This is a genomic window from Flavobacterium sp. UBA5153, from assembly GCA_002413745.1.
Classification (GTDB): Bacteria; Bacteroidota; Bacteroidia; order Flavobacteriales; family Flavobacteriaceae; genus Flavobacterium.
Window position 1 is genome coordinate 18,408 of the sequence record DHXP01000039.1, and the last position, 18,082, is coordinate 36,489.

Annotated in this window: 13 protein-coding genes; 7 read left to right on the top strand and 6 right to left on the bottom strand. The window is 39.2% G+C overall.

The annotated features are described in order from the left end of the window. The first annotated feature begins 1 nt into the window (after position 1). Together B2145_RS08025 and B2145_RS08030 are read left to right on the top strand one after the other, a co-directional pair. Positions 2-2,086: a type IA DNA topoisomerase gene (locus B2145_RS08025; protein WP_291100708.1), complete on the top strand. Its 2,085-nt coding sequence runs from the start codon at positions 2-4 to the stop codon at positions 2,084-2,086. Continuing rightward, positions 2,086-2,967 (top strand): ORF6N domain-containing protein, encoded by an 882-nt coding sequence (locus tag B2145_RS08030; protein WP_291100710.1) that lies wholly within the window; start codon positions 2,086-2,088, stop codon positions 2,965-2,967. Before B2145_RS08025 ends, B2145_RS08030 begins: the two co-directional genes overlap by 1 nt. Before the next feature lie 16 nt (positions 2,968-2,983). Here the strand turns inward: B2145_RS08030 and mauJ are convergent, their stop codons facing one another. Then, positions 2,984-3,751, bottom strand: a complete 768-nt coding sequence (gene mauJ, locus B2145_RS08035) for a methylamine utilization protein MauJ (protein WP_291100713.1) — start codon at positions 3,749-3,751, stop codon at positions 2,984-2,986. Beyond that, positions 3,738-4,565 carry a hypothetical protein gene (locus tag B2145_RS08040; RefSeq protein WP_291100716.1) on the bottom strand — a complete coding sequence of 276 codons (828 nt, stop codon included), beginning with the start codon at positions 4,563-4,565 and terminating at the stop codon, positions 3,738-3,740. Before B2145_RS08040 ends, mauJ begins: the two co-directional genes overlap by 14 nt. Before the next feature lie 147 nt (positions 4,566-4,712). On the opposite strand from B2145_RS08040, the gene B2145_RS08045 reads away from it, so the two are divergent. Then, a complete protein-coding gene (locus tag B2145_RS08045) occupies positions 4,713-5,150 on the top strand; it encodes a DUF1896 domain-containing protein (protein WP_291100719.1) in 438 nt (145 codons plus the stop codon). After that, a complete protein-coding gene (locus B2145_RS08050) occupies positions 5,137-10,554 on the top strand; it encodes an N-6 DNA methylase (RefSeq protein WP_291100722.1) in 5,418 nt (1,805 codons plus the stop codon). Before B2145_RS08045 ends, B2145_RS08050 begins: the two co-directional genes overlap by 14 nt. Positions 10,555-10,622: 68 nt before the next feature. Here B2145_RS08050 and mobC read toward each other — a convergent pair whose 3' ends face one another. From mobC to mobA, 3 genes are all read right to left on the bottom strand, one after another. Then, a complete protein-coding gene (gene mobC, locus B2145_RS08055; RefSeq protein ID WP_291100725.1) occupies positions 10,623-12,623 on the bottom strand; it encodes a conjugal transfer protein MobC in 2,001 nt (666 codons plus the stop codon). A gap of 101 nt (positions 12,624-12,724) precedes the next feature. After that, positions 12,725-14,014, bottom strand: a complete 1,290-nt coding sequence (gene mobB, locus B2145_RS08060) for a conjugal transfer protein MobB (protein WP_291100727.1) — start codon at positions 14,012-14,014, stop codon at positions 12,725-12,727. A 2-nt stretch (positions 14,015-14,016) separates the two neighbouring features. Beyond that, positions 14,017-14,448, bottom strand: a complete 432-nt coding sequence (gene mobA, locus B2145_RS08065; RefSeq protein ID WP_132002274.1) for a conjugal transfer protein MobA — start codon at positions 14,446-14,448, stop codon at positions 14,017-14,019. A 700-nt stretch (positions 14,449-15,148) separates the two neighbouring features. On the opposite strand from mobA, the gene B2145_RS08070 reads away from it, so the two are divergent. From B2145_RS08070 to B2145_RS08080, 3 genes are read left to right on the top strand one after another with little or no spacing between them, the layout of a single operon-like run. Beyond that, on the top strand, positions 15,149-15,916 hold the full coding sequence (locus tag B2145_RS08070; protein WP_291100735.1) for a ParA family protein: 768 nt from the start codon (positions 15,149-15,151) through the stop codon (positions 15,914-15,916). Positions 15,917-15,920: 4 nt separating this feature from the next. Then, positions 15,921-16,358 (top strand): DUF3408 domain-containing protein, encoded by a 438-nt coding sequence (locus B2145_RS08075; RefSeq protein WP_291100738.1) that lies wholly within the window; start codon positions 15,921-15,923, stop codon positions 16,356-16,358. A 4-nt stretch (positions 16,359-16,362) separates the two neighbouring features. Then, on the top strand, positions 16,363-16,998 hold the full coding sequence (locus B2145_RS08080; RefSeq protein ID WP_291101019.1) for a conjugal transfer protein TraD: 636 nt from the start codon (positions 16,363-16,365) through the stop codon (positions 16,996-16,998). A 5-nt stretch (positions 16,999-17,003) separates the two neighbouring features. Here B2145_RS08080 and B2145_RS08085 read toward each other — a convergent pair whose 3' ends face one another. Further along, positions 17,004-18,080: a helix-turn-helix domain-containing protein gene (locus B2145_RS08085; RefSeq protein WP_291100741.1), complete on the bottom strand. Its 1,077-nt coding sequence runs from the start codon at positions 18,078-18,080 to the stop codon at positions 17,004-17,006. Positions 18,081-18,082 lie beyond the last annotated feature (2 nt).

The following is an 18,082-nucleotide window of genomic DNA, read 5'->3' on the forward strand; positions in this document are numbered from 1 at the left end:
TATGAAAACAATCATTGCAGAAAAACCAAGCGTAGCAAGGGAAATAGCCGGCTTGTTAGGCGCATCCGAGAAAAAGGACGGCTACCTAACAGGTAATGGCTATTTTGTTACGTGGGCATTTGGACATTTAGTAGGATTGGGAATGCCCGAAGATTACGGAATATCAGGTTTTCAGAAAGCCTCACTTCCGATACTCCCCAATCCATTCTTACTAACCGTTCGTAAAGTTAAAAAAGACAAAGACTATACCGCTGATACAAGAGCATTAAAACAACTGAAAGTTATCGAACAACTTTTTAATAAAAGCGATAGCATTATCGTAGCAACCGATGCAGGTCGTGAGGGCGAACTCATCTTTCGGTACATTTATGAATACCTGAAATGTAACAAGCCCTTTGAACGGCTTTGGATAAGCTCTCTTACCGAAAAAGCCATTAAACAGGGTTTTGATACTCTTAAAGATGGAAAAGAATTTGACGGATTGTATCAGTCGGCACAAGGCAGAAGCCGTGCCGATTGGCTTGTGGGTATCAATGCTACACAGGCATTGAGTATTATCGCAGGCAATGGTATCTATTCGCTCGGAAGAGTGCAAACGCCTACATTGGCTTTGATATGCAAACGCTATTTGGAAAATAAAAATTTCTCGGTACAGCAATATTGGCAGATACAGTTATCGCATAACAAAGAGTTGATAGATTTTAAAAGCATTTCCAAAACCAAATGGGAAGACCAAAAACTTGCCGATGATGCGCTGAAAGCCATTCAGCGAAGTGGAACAGCAACAATTACATCGTTAGAAACCAAAAGCGTTACGGAACAACCGCCTTTATTGTTCGACCTTACTGGCTTGCAAAAAGAAGCCAACAAAAAACTGAACCTTTCTGCTGAAGAAACGCTGAACATTGCCCAAAGTTTGTACGAAAAAAAGTTTATCACTTACCCACGTACCGGAAGCAAATATATTCCCGAAGATGTATGGACTGAAATTCCCAACCTAGTGAGGGCTTTGCAGGACAAAGAAACCTACAAGCAAGCCGTATCAAAAATGAAATGGGGACGTTTCAATAAACGCATCGTGAACGACTTGCGTGTTACCGACCATCACGGATTATTGATTACAGATAAAATCCCGTCAGCACTGAACGCAAAGGAAAATGCCGTTTACGATATGATTGCCTTTCAGTTGCTCGAAGCTCTTTCACAAGCCTGTATCAAGGAGATAACCGATGTCAGTTTGCAGGTATTGCATTACGATTTTACCGCAAAAGGCTGTAAGATTACAGAAGCGGGCTGGCGTTCCATTAAAGGTAGTTTTTCTGATGATGACACCGAATATGTACAGGATTTGCCCGAACTGAAAAAAGACGACGAACTCAAAATCAAGGAAGTCACCGTTTTGGAAAAGAAAACCAAACCACCTGTTCTTTATACCGAAGCAGGGCTATTGTCAGCTATGGAAAGTGCTGGAAAGAAAATCGAAAATGAAGAGGAACGGAAAGCCCTGCAAAATATAGGCATTGGTACTCCAGCTACAAGGGCATCAATTATCGAAACATTGTTTACACGCAATTATATCCAAAGGGAAAAGAAGTCTTTAATCCCAACCGAAAAAGGATTGCAGGTATATGAATTAGTCAAAGATAGAAAAATCGCAGACGTGGCAATGACTGCCGAATGGGAATTGGCATTCCATAAAATCGAAAACAACGAAGCAGATGCAGGGGTATTTCTAAAGGAAATGGAAACTTACGCTTCATCTATTACCAATGAATTGTTGCAAACTTCCATTGCCCAAAATAACCTACCTAAATTGGTTTGTCCGAAATGCAAAAGCCAACAACTTATTATCCGTGATAAAATTGTCAAATGTCCCGATGAGACTTGTAATTGGGTGCAGTTCCGTAATGTATGTGGCGTACAAATCGGTATAGCCGATATTGAAAGTCTTGTCAATAAAAGGAAAACTTCACTCATCAAAGGGATGAAAAGCAAGGCAGGAAAGAAGTTCGACGCCTACATCGTCTTAAATGACAAAGCAGAAAGTTCCTTTGAGTTTGCCAAAAATAAAAGCTACAAAAAGTAATGGAAAATAAGCCTACCATTAGCACAATGGAAATCAGAAATCTGATTTACTCCATACGTGGAAAGCAAGTGATGCTGGATAGCGACCTCGCTTCCTTATACGAGGTGGAAACAAAGAACCTCAACAAAGCCGTAAAAAGAAATATTGAAAGGTTTCCTGCTTCTTTTTGTTTTCAACTGACCGAAGAGGAAGTTGAAAACTTGAGGTTCCAAATTGGAACCTCAAGTTTGAGCTACGGAGGAAGACGTTATTTGCCTTATGTTTTTACAGAACAAGGGGTTGCAATGGCTTCTGCCATATTGCGTTCAGATATTGCCGTTAAAGTCAGTGTTGAAATTATGGAAGCATTTGTAGAAATGCGTAGAACGATTATCAGCAACGCTTCTTTGTTTCATCGTTTGGATAAGATTGAAATTAAACAACTGGAAGCTGACCAAAAATTTGAAGAGCTTTTTAAGGCGATGGAAAGCGACAAGCTCCACAGCGAAAAAGGTATTTTCTACAACGGGCAGGTTTTTGATGCTTATACCTTTGTATCGGATATTATCCGAAGTGCCAAAAGCTCCATTATCCTGCTGGATAATTATGTAGATGACACGGTACTAACCTTATTGGGTAAACGGAATAATAATGTAACCGCAACTATCTATACCAAAACTATCAGCAATCAGTTACGACTGGATGTTCAACGGTATAACAGTCAATATCCTCCCATTGAAATTGAGGTTTTTTCCGATGCCCACGACCGTTTTTTGATTATAGATGATGCAGAACTTTACCATATCGGAGCATCCCTAAAAGATTTGGGTAAAAAGTGGTTTGCCTTTTCGAGAATGGATATTGAGGTTAGCAGGATGCTACAATTGCTTAGTAACACTTAGATGTCATTGTCAAATTTTAATGAATTTCATTAGTCACGTTACTACCCAATCTTTCTGCCCATTGTTGTAAAAACTTATAAGCTACATTTTGGACGATAGGTAATTTAGTAATTACATCTTCTACATATTGCACATCTACTGTAACACCACCGTGTGCAATTTTATTCCGAATATCGTTATTATCATTAATCCATCTATCATCTCCATTTACATATTCCCAGTCTTCACATTCGCCCCAAAGTGTAATAAAACAATCCCATATTTTATTTATGATACCTTGTCGTGTTCGCTCATTATCATTACAATAACCGTCTGCGATTACACTTATGGCATTCCAAAATGCTAAAAATTTATCAAATGGATCATCCGTGTACAAGCCTTTTCTGTACCAACTGAACGCTCTCAATAACTTATTTTGATTTAAATTTAGGTCACGGGCAATTCTAAAACATTGCATAAATTCTTCGCGATTAATCAATGCTCTAACATTGTTTCCATTTTCAATTTGCCTATAATCATTTAAACTGACATTGAGTGGAGAATTTGTTCTAATAGATAAAATATCCAACATTTTACCAATAAAAAGTAATGCTACTTTATAAGCACGATTTTGGTCGGCTGTATGTACAGTTGAAGAAATCAAAAAGCCTTGTTTATGGGGCTTTATAGAAATATCACTGCGAAAAACATTTCCTAAGTCTAGCTCTTTTTCTGTACCAAAATCTATTGTTCTTTTTACAGCAACCTGTCCATATACTAATAATTCAACGTTATATATTCTCATTTTCTATTCTGATTTGTTCTTGCAAGATAATAGTGTCTAAAAAAGGGGTTATTTTGTCAAAAGGTTTTACAAAGACCGATTGTGTACCCTCGTTAACTGAGGATAAAACTCCTATGCATTGACCTTTTTGATTTAACACAGGAGAACCACTAAGCCCAGCCCAATCCTCGACATCTGAAATTTCATCCTTTGTATTTAGTAGCATAAAATCCCCGTAAGTATTAATATACTTTAATTCATTTTTAAAAGTATTTGCTCTATGCAAGAATAATCCTTTAATCTCTGGTCTAATCTTTCCATAAATGTAGTAAACATCATCACCCGAAGGAGCTACAATATGTTCACCTAAAAATTCCATTTTCTGCTCATTAGGCGATACTAAAGATTTGGAATTGTTGTCTCTGATGTCTTCATCTGTCAAAAAGAGAGCTTCAAATTTAGTTCGGTCAACTAAACTTATTGCAACATCAATTAGTTGTGGGTTTAAATCTTCTTTAGAAATATCAAAACTGTTCATATAGTAAAAGCCTCCAATGGGACTTATTATAGTAGATAAGTTATTTCTATCACTAATATTGTTAAGTATACCAATATAATTATCAACTCCAGTTCTCTCATTTATTTTATGGTCATTGATATGAATATTGTGGTCGGCGGTAATAAAGAATAAATTTTCTTTATAATTTATAAAAAAACCTGCACCATAAGCTATCGGAAATGTTTGAAAAGATTGCTCTTTTGAAACTACAATTTGATAAGTGGTTTTTACTAATATTTCTGTAAGTGAAAACTCCTGTTCTATTAAATTATTCATTTGGTAAATTTAGAAATTTATCTTTAACGGACACTCATACATAAGCCAAATTCTACCTCTCAAAGCCAAACCCTGCCATTTCTTTAAACCCTGTTAATCTCTGCTGTAATTTTAGTCTTCAAGAAAAAATCTAAACAAAATTATAGTATGGATGCACAGCAAAAAGACCTATCGTATTTCAGGTTACGACTACAAGAATTATTAAACACCAGCTTCCCCGAAAAAGCAAACGACCAGAAATTTATTGAGCAACGTTCCTTGTGGGCTGCCAATACCTACGAAGGTGCTTTCCGTTCAGGAAATACTATTGAGCAATGCAACGAAATAGCCAATTACATCCTGTTTAAAAAACTGTATTTCTCCAAATTCGACACCGTATTTCAGGTGGTATGCAATGAGTTTGATACCATAATGGCAGATGAGGAATTGCGACCATTTGCCCTGAAAATGTTCCCTGTTTGTGAGGCCGTTTTTTCCAACTATGAACTAACCGATGATTTCGCATACGGTTATGAGTTTAACCTACTCTATACCGAAATAACCGGAACCATCGCAATATGGATAGCCGAAAATGGGCTTCAGTAAAAAGCAACATCTCCAACAGAACATTGATGCCCTGCGAATTGTTTTTAAACTGGAAAAGGAGAAACGCCAAGCCACCGTAGGCGAAAGACTGCTAATGATGCAATACAGCGGATTTGGCGGTCTTAAATTCGTGCTGAACCCCATAGCGAACGAAATAGACATCAATAATTGGAGAAAAACAGAACACGATCTTTTTCCACTAACGCAGGAACTCCACCAGCTACTCAAAGAAAATTCCGCAGACGATAAGCAATACCGCAGGTATGTGGATAGTATGAAAAGCTCCGTACTGACAGCTTTTTATACACCGCCACAGGTTATAGATGCGATTTCGGCAACTTTGCGTGAAAGCGGTCTGAATATTGATAAATTCCTTGAACCTTCCGCAGGTATTGGTTCATTCATACAATCCTTTTCGGAAAATCAAAAAGCCAGTGTTACAGCTTATGAAAAGGATTTTCTCACAGGCAAAATTTTAAAACAGCTTTATCCCGAAAGCAATATCCGTGTAAGTGGTTTTGAGGAAATACCCGAAAAGGAACAAAACAGCTATGATGTAATTGCCAGCAATATTCCTTTTGGCGACACTTCGATATTTGACCTTTTCTATTCCCGAAGCAAAGACACGGCAAAAGTACAGGCTTCCCGAAGCATACATAATTACTTCTTTCTGAAAGGTGCTGATATGCTCCGTGAGGGCGGTTTACTGACTTACATTACTTCACAGGGTATTCTCAATAGCCCAAAGAACGAACCGATACGCAGGGCGTTGATGCAGGATAACAATTTGGTTTCAGTTGTCCGATTGCCCAACAACCTTTTTACGGAATATGCAGGCACGGAGGTTGGCAGTGATTTGATTATACTACAAAAGAACACAGCAAAACAAAGTCTGACCGAAAGGGAAGATCTGTTTTGCCAAAGCAACCGAACGGAATACGATACTCCAAGCAATACGTTGTTTCAGGACAGCACAAGAATTGTACATACCTACCGTAAATTAGATACAGACCCATACGGTCAGCCTGCCTTAATTTATACACATAAAGACGGCGTTGCAGGAATTGCTAAAGACCTCAAACAAATGCTTTCCGAAGATTTTGGCAAGCATCTGAATTTGAATTTATACAAAGGCGAACGGAACGATGAGCCTATAATACAAATTCCCGCTACTCCAAAAGTAACACCTCCAATTGTCGAGCTTGTAACTATTCAGCCGGAAATACAATCTTTATCAATCAATCGGGAAAGCCCGCAGGAATTAAAACAATTAAGCATTTTTGATCTGTTTGAAAATGCGGGCGAACCTGTAATGGTTCTTGCTCCACCTAAAACAACAACACAAGCCAAGAGGCAAAGCACTAAAAAAATCAGCCGTGCAATGGGTCGCCAACCTGATCTGTTCAGTAGTGCGATGCAACAACCTTATACATCTCTGATTATCAATAGAAATGCCAACGGAAGTACATCAACCAACGGTGAAAAACAAGAAGCTATTGGCGACCTGTTTTCGGATATAAACGGGATTGGCCAAGCTGATAAGCCAGTCATTCTCAACATCATTCCCGAACCTGCTCTTTATAGTGGCGAACTGCAACCATTCTATCGTAACGATTGCCTTGTCGTGGATAATGGTTGGGTAGGACATCTGCAAGATGTAGATACATCTGCTGGTACAGCGGTTTTCTATCCTTTGCAATTACCACTTCTGCAAAAAGCAAGAGCAGAAGCGTATATCGGAGTACGTGATTTTTACCAAGAGCTATATTATAAAGAGGCGAAGTTCAAGACCGAATACAAGGAAGAAAGAGAAAACCTTAACCGTTTATACGATACCTTTGTCAAAAGGTATGGCAATCTCAACAGTGCCGATAATGCCAAATTGATTAAAACAGACAGTTCCGGTAAGGAAATCCCTTATTTGGAGCGTGTTGTTGGTGGCGTAGTACACAAAGCAGATATATTCAGCCGTCCTGTAAGTTTTTCTACCTTAACAATAACAACAGACAATCCAGAAGAAGCATTAGTAGCTTCACTCAACAAATACGGAAGCGTGAATTTGGACTATATGTCCGAAATCAGCAGTATGACGGACGATGCTTTGAAAGAAGCCTTACACGGTCGTATTTTCTACAATCCTTTGCAAAAGGAATATGAAATATCCGAACGCTGGATTGCAGGGAACGTAGTAGAGAAAGCCCAAGAGGTCAAAGCGTATCTCGAACGCAATCCCGATGATACCGTCGCCAAAGCAAGCCTTACGGTTTTAGAAGAAGCCAGACCAAGACGTATCGAATTTGAGGAACTCGATTTTAATTTGGGGGAACGTTGGATCCCCACAGGCATTTATGCCCGATTTGCTTCGCACCTGTTCGATGCAGAGGTACTCATTCATTATTCCGAAAGTGCTGATGATTTTTCTGTAAAGTGCGACCAGAAGAATGTGCATATATGGGAAAAATACGCTGTCAAAGCAGAGAGCAGAACGTTTGATGGAATTGCCCTGCTCAAACACGCTCTCGTCAATACCACACCAGACATTACCAAAAAAATTAGGATTGGCGACCAAGAGGTCAAGGTGCGGGATATGGAAGCGATACAAATGGCGAATACCAAAATTGATGAAATCCGTACCGCTTTTACCGATTGGCTTCACGCCCAAAGCGATGAGTTTAAAAACAGACTTACCGACCAATATAACGACACGTTTAACTGTTTTGTCCGACCGAACTATGACGGAACACATCAGGATTTTCCGGGATTAGACCGTAAGGCATTGGGTATTGAAGACCTGTATTCAAGCCAAAAGGATACCGTTTGGATGATAAAGCTGAACAATGGGGCTATCTGTGACCACGAAGTAGGTGCAGGAAAAACCCTTGTGATGTGTACCGCAGCACAGGAAATGAAACGTTTGGGATTAGCCCACAAGCCAATGGTCATTGGGCTGAAAAGCAATGTTCACGAAATTGCCGAAGCCTACCGTACCGCCTATCCACACGCTAAAATTCTGTTTCCGGGCAAAGAAGATTTTACGCCCCAAAAACGCCTGCGGATTTTTGGGGATATTAAAAACAACGATTGGGATTGTGTTATTCTGACACACGACCAATTCGGTATGATACCGCAGTCGCCTGAAATACAAAAAGAAATTCTCGAAATTGAATTAGATAGCGTTGGGCGAAACCTTGACGCACTGCAATCGCAAGGCAAGGAAGTTACCAGAGGTATGCTTGCCGGAGTAATCAAGCGAAAAGAAAACCTCGAAGTCAAACTCAAAACCCTACAACACGATATTGAAAACCGCAAAGATGATGTGGTGGATTTTAAGATGATGGGCATTGACCATTTGTTTGTGGACGAAAGCCACCAATTCAAAAACCTAATGTTCAACACAAGGCATACAAGGGTTGCGGGATTGGGAAATGTGGACGGAAGCCAAAAGGCAATGAACCTGCTCTTTGCTATCCGTACCATTCAGGAACGTACAAATGCGGATATGGGAGCAACCTTTCTGTCGGGAACTACTATTAGCAACTCATTAACAGAACTGTACCTGTTGTTCAAATACCTGCGACCAAGAGCAATGGAAAAACAGGGCATTCATTCTTTTGATGCGTGGGCAGCAATCTATGCAAGGAAAACGACCGATTATGAGTTTTCAGTTGCTAACAATATCGTAGCCAAAGAGCGTTTCCGATACTTCATCAAAATGCCGGAGCTTGCACAATTTTACTCGGAAATCACAGATTACCGAACGGCAAAGGATATAGGCATTGACCGCCCCAATAAGAACGAGGTATTGTATAACATACCGCCTACACCTGACCAGTCAGCATTTATCCAAAACCTAATGCAGTTTGCCAAAACGGGTGATGCTACTTTATTAGGAAGAGAACCTTTATCACAAAGTGAAGAAAAAGCAAAGATGCTCATCGCTACGGACTATGCCCGTAAGATGTCGCTTGATATGCGTATGGTAAGCGGTATGTACGAAGACCACCCCGATAATAAGGCTTCGCATTGTGCGGCAAACATCGCCAAGTATTTCAACCAATACAATGCACAAAAAGGAACGCAGTTCGTTTTCTCCGATTTGGGAACATACAAGCCGAACCAATGGAATGTGTACTCCGAAATCAAACGCAAGCTCGTGGAAGACCACGGCATACCTCCAAACGAAGTCCGGTTTATACAGGAAGCGAAAAATGATAAGCACCGCAAGGAGCTTATCAAAGGTATGAACGAGGGTAAAATTCGTGTGCTGTTTGGTTCAACGAGTATGCTAGGCACAGGTGTTAACGCACAGAAAAGAGCCGTTGCCATTCATCATTTAGACACACCGTGGCGACCAAGCGACCTTGCTCAAAGGGACGGCAGGGCTGTCCGAAAAGGTAATGAAATTGCGAAACATTTTGCAGACAACAAAGTAGATGTAATTATCTATGCCGTAGAAAAATCATTGGATAGCTACAAGTTTAACCTGCTGTACAATAAGCAACTTTTTATAGACCAGTTAAAAAACAACAATCTCGGCAAACGAACGATTGACGAAGGCAGTATGGACGAAAAATCAGGAATGAATTTTTCGGAGTATGTGGCTATCCTTTCGGGAAATACTGACCTGTTGGATAAAGCCAAATTAGAAAAACAGATTGCCGGATTGGAAAGCGAAAAACAAGCTTTCAACCGTGCTAAATCTAGTGCTAAATACAAGCTTCAAGATTTTACAGAATTGCTTGATGGTGCAAAATCCCGTTTCAACAGAATGAGTCTTGATTGGAAAAATTTACAAGGGCGCATACAAAAGCGTTCGGACGGTACTATTACAAACCCTGTTTTACTGGACGGCTTATCGCCCAATGCGGATATAAAACAAATCGGTGCAAAGCTCAGCCAGCTTGTGGACAAAGCCCGCACTGGAGGTCAGTATGAAGAAATTGGCACGTTGTACGGATTTACGCTGTTGGTCAAAACCGAAATATCCGAAAAAGAGGGTGTGGATATAAGGGCAAACCGATTTTTGGTACAGGGCGAGGGCAATATCAAATACACGTTCAATAACGGTTTAATGGCAAAAGACCCCGAAACCGCTTCAATGAATTTTTTAAGGGCATTGGAAAAATTGCCCAGCTATATAGACCAAGAAGAAAAAAAGATTGCCGAAATTCAAAAAGACTTGCCTGTACTTCAGGAATTGGTGGGTTGTACGTGGTCTAAAGAAAGTAGATTGAGCGAACTTAAAACAGAATTGGCTGCAGTTGAACGGAAGATACAGTTGTCTATCACGCCGGAGCCTAAAGAAGAAGCTGTGGAGCAGACTGAAAAACAGAAAGAAACTTCAAACAATTCGGAGAATTATGTACGGACAAAAGGTATTCATTTACCCAGAGGAGTATTGTGACTTATACTGTAATTATTTTAAAATAAAGAGCTTGCAGATGATGCCAAGCTTACTTATATACCTTTTGGTTATTCTTTTTGTACCAAATGTTGCAGATCGGGGTCGTTTTTAATTCGCTCCAATTCACTTTCTATAATCAGAACAATGTCTCGTTTTATCTGCTTATAATTTGCTTCAATTTCTTGTTTCATCCTGTCTTCTCCTTGTGCATCTACAAAGGATAAAATTTGCGGTAACTTCTGATAGTCTTTTGTTTCGGATGCAACCTTTTCATTGTCCACTACAATTTCAGAATGGAAAATCTTCTGCTCAATACGCTCGTCAAAATTATCCGATACAGCACCAACAAAGATACCTTGCGTTAGCGTTGAAATTTTGGAAGCCGGAATAAGGCTATCTAATTGTGTGGATATGGAAGTGGATTTATCGTTACGGTTAATGGTCAAGCTCTGACGCTTCTGCAATACTTTTCCAAAACGTTCCGAAAGGCTTTTTGCTGTTTCTCCAACAACCTGACCGCTAAAAATATTACCTACCGTATTTTGAATAACTTTGCTTTCCTTGTCGCCGTAATCCCTTGTTAATTGGGAGAAATCCTGAAAACCCAAACAAACTGCTACCTTATTACTACGGGCAGTTGCGATAAGATTATCCAATCCTCTGAAGTAAATGGTGGGTAACTCGTCTATAATAACGGAACTCTTTAATTGCCCCTTTTTGTTAATGAGCTTTACAATTCTTGAATTGTACAATCCCAATGCTGCGGAGTAAATATTCTGGCGGTCGGGATTGTTACCAACGCACAAAATTTTAGGTGCTGCTGGGTTGTTAATGTCTAATGAAAAATCATCGCCCGTCATTACCCAATACAACTGCGGGCTAATCATTCTTGACAAAGGAATTTTTGCCGATGCAATCTGTCCCTGTAATTGGTCTTGTGCTCCGCTTTGCCACGCATCCATAAAAGGCGACAGATAGTTTTCCAAATCGGGATAGGATGTTAAAATAGTAAATACGTCCGAATACTTTTTATTCAGTAATTCAATGGCGTGTGGGAATGTACAATATTTACCATCCTCATAGATTTTCAGATACCAAATAATGGCTGCTAATAGGATAATTGGGCTTTCTACGAAAAAATCGCCCTGTTTCTGTATCCAAGACCTGTTGAGGTTCAGCATTATGGTATAAGCTGCTTCGTAAGCATCGGAAATGTCCGTCATAAAATCAGGATTAAGCGGATTACAACGATGGCTCTTGCGTGGGTCGTCAAAGTTAATGACGTAAAATTTGGGTTGTACTTTATACTTATCCCGATGCTTTAATAAATGGTTATAAGCAATGGTAGAAAGGTCGTCAAACTTGAAATCGTAGATATACATACTGAAACCTTTCTCAATCTGTTGTTTGATGTAATTATTGATAATCGCATACGATTTTCCTGAACCTGGAGTTCCCAAAACAATCGTTGCCCGAAAAGGATTGACTATATTAATCCAGCCATTGTTCCATTTGCCTTTGTAATAAAATTTTGTGGGAAGATTGACAGAATATTCGTTTTCCATCAATTTGGTTTCCTGTTGGAAACTCTCGTTTTCATTATTGAAAACATCGTCCATTAGGTTGGTGCGGAGCAATCGGCTCATCCAAACTCCGGCTACCATTAAAGCGATATAACCTAAACCTGTGGTAAGGATATAAAGGATTGTGGCGGTAATTATTGATAGCTTTAATAAAGGTGTGTTCAGAAAAAACAGAACAAAGCCAATCGCCAAAGCAATATAAATTTTAGTCCAGGTTATCTTCTCGTCTTTAACCCCCTTTGTACCCAAACAGCTTAATGCTAATAATACCAAAGCAAATAGTTTGGTATATAAGGTATCCGAAAACAGTCCAACGGTACGCTGAAAGTTGCCTAATATTTTGTTGATTACTTCTAAAGTCCAGCCACGTTCTATAAAGAAACCGTAGCAGAACCAATAAAGGTGCATCAGTACCAAAAGGATACTTACTGCCCGCATAAATGCCATAATCTTGGCAAGTCCTCTTAAATCATCTTCTCCCTGCATTATTTTAATTTTTAATGTTCGGGCGTGAATCTAAAGGTTCTAAATAGCAACTTTAAGAATGTGGCACTCAATGGCGGTGCGTGGCAGTGTTTGGCTTAATGCTATTTCTGACCTCTTTTGCGATTTCTTTTCTTCTTCATTCTATTGGCAAAATCCTGTTCCTCGTAATCTTCGCTCTGTGTTTCGGGCAATAAACCGCCTAATGCTTCAATCAAACCGTCTTCGTGTTTTTCAGTAGTATTTAGGAAGTCGAACAAATGGTGAGGTTCTTCCGCAGGAAGATCTGCATCATTTGGTCTTGATATTTTCGATTGTAGTTCAACAGGCTCTTTAATGTCGGGTTTGATATTATTGTTCCAATAATCATTAAAAGTATTGGCAGAAAGTTCTTTGCCCAAGCGTGAACCGTTCCAAACGGTCTTAGAATTGTGGTCTATAAAAGTTATTCCGTAAATACGTTCTGTGTCATTTCTACGTACCACTACATTGATGCCCTGTTCGCCTAACTGTTTTTTAAAAGCCTGCTCATCACTTGTTGATTTCAGGGCAATGGTAATGGCCGCTTTAATAGTTGGCTTTGTAGGGTGGTCTTTCAAAGCGGCTTTGCATTTCGTAAAATGCAATTCCAAAGTCGGAAGTCCTGCACTTTTTCCGAACAGAGAAGCCTTGAACGGATGTCCTGCTCTTTCTCCTTTTTTATTTAAAGGAATGTACAGTAAACCCTGCCGTAGTTGCTCCTGCAATTCGCCCTCCACTTTTTCGGTGGTAATATTGAACAGCGAAAGCAAAGCGTTGTATTCTCCCAACGTTTGGTATTGATAATAGTTGGGCAGGTGTCGGACTACTGAAGCTATCTGACTTTTCACATCGCCTGTCCGATAATCTACCGGACGGAAAATTTTGTCGTTCGGCTTATGTTCTTTATCTGTTGCGGATATTAATCCGTGTTTCCTTTCCAGTTCACGGCATAGATTCATAGACCGCATTTTCTCGAATTTATCCGAAATCTTTTTACCCTCTTCGTCCACGCAAACGGATACAATATGGATATGATTGCGGTCAATATCCGTGTGTTTGAATACCACAAAAGGCTGTTCGCCGTAACCCATTTCCCGCATATATTCTTCCGCCATTTCCCTGTACTTGTCATCGTTTACCTTATCTTTCGGGTCGGGATTGAGCGAAATATGCAACGTATGTTTCTCGGTATTGCGGTTGGCTATCAGGTAAGGAGCAAAAGATTGGGCTAATTGTGCAACGGAATAATGACCGTTAGCGGTTTCAATCATCTTATTGGCAAACAAAATCTGTCCGTTTTCATTCTCTACTTTGAGCTGATTGTATGCCAATGCACCATATAAATTTACGCTTCTTCCGATTTTTGCTATCATTTCTAAGACTGTTTTTTCAAATGTTTTGCTTCAAATTCTTCGTTTATCTGAATGATTTTTTGACATAGCATCGCCATTTCAGCCGTCTGTTTTTCCAATTTGTAAAGGAACGCAGCGGCTTTTTTTTCAGAAAAATGCTTGTACAACAACTTTACAATCTGGTTGTAATTAACACCTACGGAGCGGAATTGACTGTGAAAAGAAGTCAATCGCATATAAAAATCAACCGTTCCTTTATCAATTTTAACCGATTTCATTTCCTTACTGAACAGCAGGGAAATTATAAATTTTGCTTTATTGGGCATTCCCGATGCTTCAAAAAGCGATAGAAGTTTGGCATTTTCTTCGTCTGTAAGACGGAAAACGTGGCGGTGGATGCTCGGGTCGGTTTTTGGTGTCCGTCCGCCCTTATTCTGTTTTTGATTATTGTTCATCACTAATCCATTTTTAATTCACACAAAACCTCGACTTCGGAGAGTGTTTTTTAGCTCCCAGCAGGGCAAGTTGTTTTGAGGCACTAACTCGGTTTCGAGTGCCTCAAAACACAACTTGCCGTGTTCTGTTGAACACAAAAATCCGCCCTGCGGGACGGATTAAATGTAACAGGGAAAAACGGCTCGAAGCCGTTCCCATTACCCTCCACTTTGTCAAAATACTTTTGCATAAATCCGTTAATAAAAATCACTATACAAAGTAAACCCCTCTTTACGAAAGGATTGTACTATACAGAAGTGCCAAACACTGCCTTTAAACGCCAAACAGTGCCACAATAATAAAAGTACCTATATATCTACATTTCTTTGTGCTTATAAACAGATATAAAGGCATAAATAGCTATGCAGGTAACAACGTAAATACATAAGCACCAATATAGAAAGGTGAAATAATATGGATGTAAATAGGTACTTCAATCTGTACCTGTTTATGTGGTTAAGCACATAAGATTTTAAGCAGGTATGTTGATAAAAACCTGCATATCTGCCTACGGATATAAATGCGTATTCGGGTATATAGACAGCTCGTTGCATACTTGCTTCTGTACAGGTTTATGAACATAGATACAGTGATGCCTAGCTAACTGGGTATATGCGGACATAAGTAATTGGGTATATAAATAATTAAATAAGTAGAAATATGAACACAAAACACAAAACAGTATTCATCGCCTTTTCTTCTCAAAAAGGTGGTGTCGGCAAAAGTACCTTTACAACGCTTGTTGCGAGTACGATGCACTATCGGTTGGGCTACAACATAGCCGTATTTGATGCGGATTTTCCACAGCACAGCCTTATGAAAATGAAAGCAAGGGATTTGGCTATGGTAATGGAAAATGAGGCTTTGAAAAAACTGGCGTACAAACAATTTACCACTATCAACAAAAAAGCCTACCCAATTATGCAGCACAAAGCAGATAGCGTATTGCAAGCGGCTCACGAATTTCTAAACGCTTCTTCCGTTCCAGTTGATGTTGTATTCTTTGACCTGCCTGGAACCGTGAACACGCCCGGCATTCTGAAAGCATTGGCAGGAATGCACCACATTTTTACACCCATCACGGCAGACCGTGTGGTAATGGAAAGTACGCTCATTTTTACACAGCTTTTGCACGACGTGATTATGAAAAAAGGGGAAACTTCCATAGAAACTATTAACCTGTTCTGGAACCAGGTTGATGGCAGGGAAAGCACACCCTTATATGGAGTGTATAACCAGCTTATTAAGCAATTAGGGTTAAGTCTGATGCAAAGCCAAATCAAAAGCAGTACCCGTTTTCGTAAAGAAAGCGAAGTGGATAGCAAAACCGTTTTCCGTTCTACCGTGATGCCTCCCGATGAACGTTTGATGAAAGCCTGTCAGTTAGACCTGTTCATAGACGAATTTTTAAAAATCATTCAATTATAGCCCTATGGAGAAAGATAATAAAAGAAAAGCCACACTTGATATTAACGAGGAACAGATGATGAACCTTATGGTGGACGGCATTAAAAAGGACGGATTACAGCTTCCGTCTGAACCTGTGGAAGAACCGCAAAAGGAAGAGGTTAAACCTAATGAATTACCAAAGGAGAAACTTGTGGTTAAAGAAAAAGTAAAGGCTAAAAGGGCAAGTGAAACCGATTATGAAAGTATCTTTTTCAGAAGACCGGACACCAATGCCCGTGACGGGAAAACAGTTTATATCCGACCGGATTTTCACGAGAAACTGTCACGCATCGTTCAAGTGATAGGCGAAGACAAAATAACCATTTATGCCTATTTAGACAATTTGCTGGATTACCATTTTCAGGAATTTGGCGAGCAGATTACAAAGAGTTTTAATGATAAATACAAACCCATTTTATAAAGCTATGGAAACAGTAATTGTGATATGCCTACTGATTATAATTGTCCTGCTTGTACAGGACAAGATTGTCATTAAAAAAAGGTCGAAGGAAAAGCCAATGCAGGAAAAAGTTAATCCAAATCTGCCCGATATTATGGGTCAGCCTAAGCCTGTAAGAAGACTTTACGTGCCAAACACTGCCAATGAAAGCCAAATTGAAGAACCAGAGATAAACCCTGATAATTTAGACATTGAATACGACGAAAATGAAAACGTAGGTATTCAAATTCCGCAGGAAGAGCTGGACGAAGTTTTCAGAAATATGCCTGATTTGGAGGAAGAGGAAGAAGAATGGAACAGGTACGGAATATCCAGTAGCGATGACAGTCTTGCCCAAGGGGTTACCTATGACGAACTAAGCTCCGTAGGTGCGTTACTCCAAAAAGAAAATTTGGAGCAAGCCCAAAAAGAAACGGCGATTGCTATAGTTCAAAGATTACAGGGTACTGAATTATTCAGCCTGCTGGAAAATTCCATCGAGGGTGCTTCCCGAAAAATTGCCGAGCTTTTGGATAGCACTCTATTGTCTGAAATGGAAGCTGGTTCTTCCAAATTGCGGAAAAATGATTTAGGTGATTTTGACATTGGGGAGTTTGTGTGAGGTAATTATAAGGTAGCTAATTGATATTTTAAGATTGCTGCCTTATCTATTTTGTCAACAATGTCTATTAAGTAAGATAAATGATTCAACATTTCTTCAACTGATAATTGATGTTCTTCATTAAGATTATACTGTTCTGGATAAAAATGTAAAAACTTTTCATCCACTATACCATTTCGATGAGCATAAAGATGCCTAATTTGGAGTATCTTTTCAATATTGTCTTGCCCTGCCACATCTAGTACATTTAAATCTTTTATTTGTGAATTATCTGCAATAAATCCCTTTACACTTCCTCTCTGTAGTTTGCTAAGTTTCTTTTTTGCCCAATACAAAACAAACTCCTGCATATCTGAGCAGTCTAGTACTTCCTTTATTGTAATCTGCTGACTGGATTTTAATGTTGCTGGATTTGCTAGATATATTTCATATAAGAGATCTGTAAGGTAGGTCTCAAAGTTGTCTGCACAAGATGAAAACAAAATTCTTATTAGAATTTTGCCTTCTTGATTAGTTGTAGCTGTAGAAACTGAATCGGGATATAATATATTTTTAAGATCATCAATTATGTTTAAAACACCTGAATAGTGATCCAAAAACTTTAATTTTGCACCTGTACTAGATGAGCGAAAAGCTAGTAAATCACTATATAATTCTGAAATTAATGGAAGGCGATTGTTGGTATCTTGTTTTATTTCGGGATTACTAAGGATAATCTTAGTACCATTCCTAGTGTAAATTTTATTTTCAATAGCAACAACAGCTAAAGATTTTTCGACTTCAATAACATAAAGCCTTTTACCCTTATGAGAGAGATATTCATATTTAATGTTAGGCTTAGAGGATAATAAATCAATAGCTTTATGTGTTACGCCGTTAGCATGAAAATCCTCACTTAATCCTGTTATCTTTATCTCTCCGTTTGCGTCATTAACTCCTAAAATGATTAACCCCCCATTTGAGTTGGCGAAAGCTGCTATCATTTGTGCAAGACTTCTGGCTGGTGGTAGAACAGCTTTGTATTCAAGCCTCTCATTTTCTGGGCTACCTATTAAATTAGATAAATCTGTATTTATATTCATAA

What these genes read in the sequence shown, in the direction of transcription:
- B2145_RS08025 (WP_291100708.1), top strand. Translation starts at nt 2, where the DNA reads ATGAAAACAATCATTGCAGAAAAACCAAGCGTAGCAAGGGAAATAGCC.
- B2145_RS08030 (WP_291100710.1), top strand. Translation starts at nt 2,086, where the DNA reads ATGGAAAATAAGCCTACCATTAGCACAATGGAAATCAGAAATCTGATT.
- mauJ (WP_291100713.1), bottom strand. Translation starts at nt 3,751, where the DNA reads ATGAGAATATATAACGTTGAATTATTAGTATATGGACAGGTTGCTGTA.
- B2145_RS08040 (WP_291100716.1), bottom strand. Translation starts at nt 4,565, where the DNA reads ATGAATAATTTAATAGAACAGGAGTTTTCACTTACAGAAATATTAGTA.
- B2145_RS08045 (WP_291100719.1), top strand. Translation starts at nt 4,713, where the DNA reads ATGGATGCACAGCAAAAAGACCTATCGTATTTCAGGTTACGACTACAA.
- B2145_RS08050 (WP_291100722.1), top strand. Translation starts at nt 5,137, where the DNA reads ATGGGCTTCAGTAAAAAGCAACATCTCCAACAGAACATTGATGCCCTG.
- mobC (WP_291100725.1), bottom strand. Translation starts at nt 12,623, where the DNA reads ATGCAGGGAGAAGATGATTTAAGAGGACTTGCCAAGATTATGGCATTT.
- mobB (WP_291100727.1), bottom strand. Translation starts at nt 14,014, where the DNA reads ATGATAGCAAAAATCGGAAGAAGCGTAAATTTATATGGTGCATTGGCA.
- mobA (WP_132002274.1), bottom strand. Translation starts at nt 14,448, where the DNA reads ATGAACAATAATCAAAAACAGAATAAGGGCGGACGGACACCAAAAACC.
- B2145_RS08070 (WP_291100735.1), top strand. Translation starts at nt 15,149, where the DNA reads ATGAACACAAAACACAAAACAGTATTCATCGCCTTTTCTTCTCAAAAA.
- B2145_RS08075 (WP_291100738.1), top strand. Translation starts at nt 15,921, where the DNA reads ATGGAGAAAGATAATAAAAGAAAAGCCACACTTGATATTAACGAGGAA.
- B2145_RS08080 (WP_291101019.1), top strand. Translation starts at nt 16,363, where the DNA reads ATGGAAACAGTAATTGTGATATGCCTACTGATTATAATTGTCCTGCTT.
- B2145_RS08085 (WP_291100741.1), bottom strand. Translation starts at nt 18,080, where the DNA reads ATGAATATAAATACAGATTTATCTAATTTAATAGGTAGCCCAGAAAAT.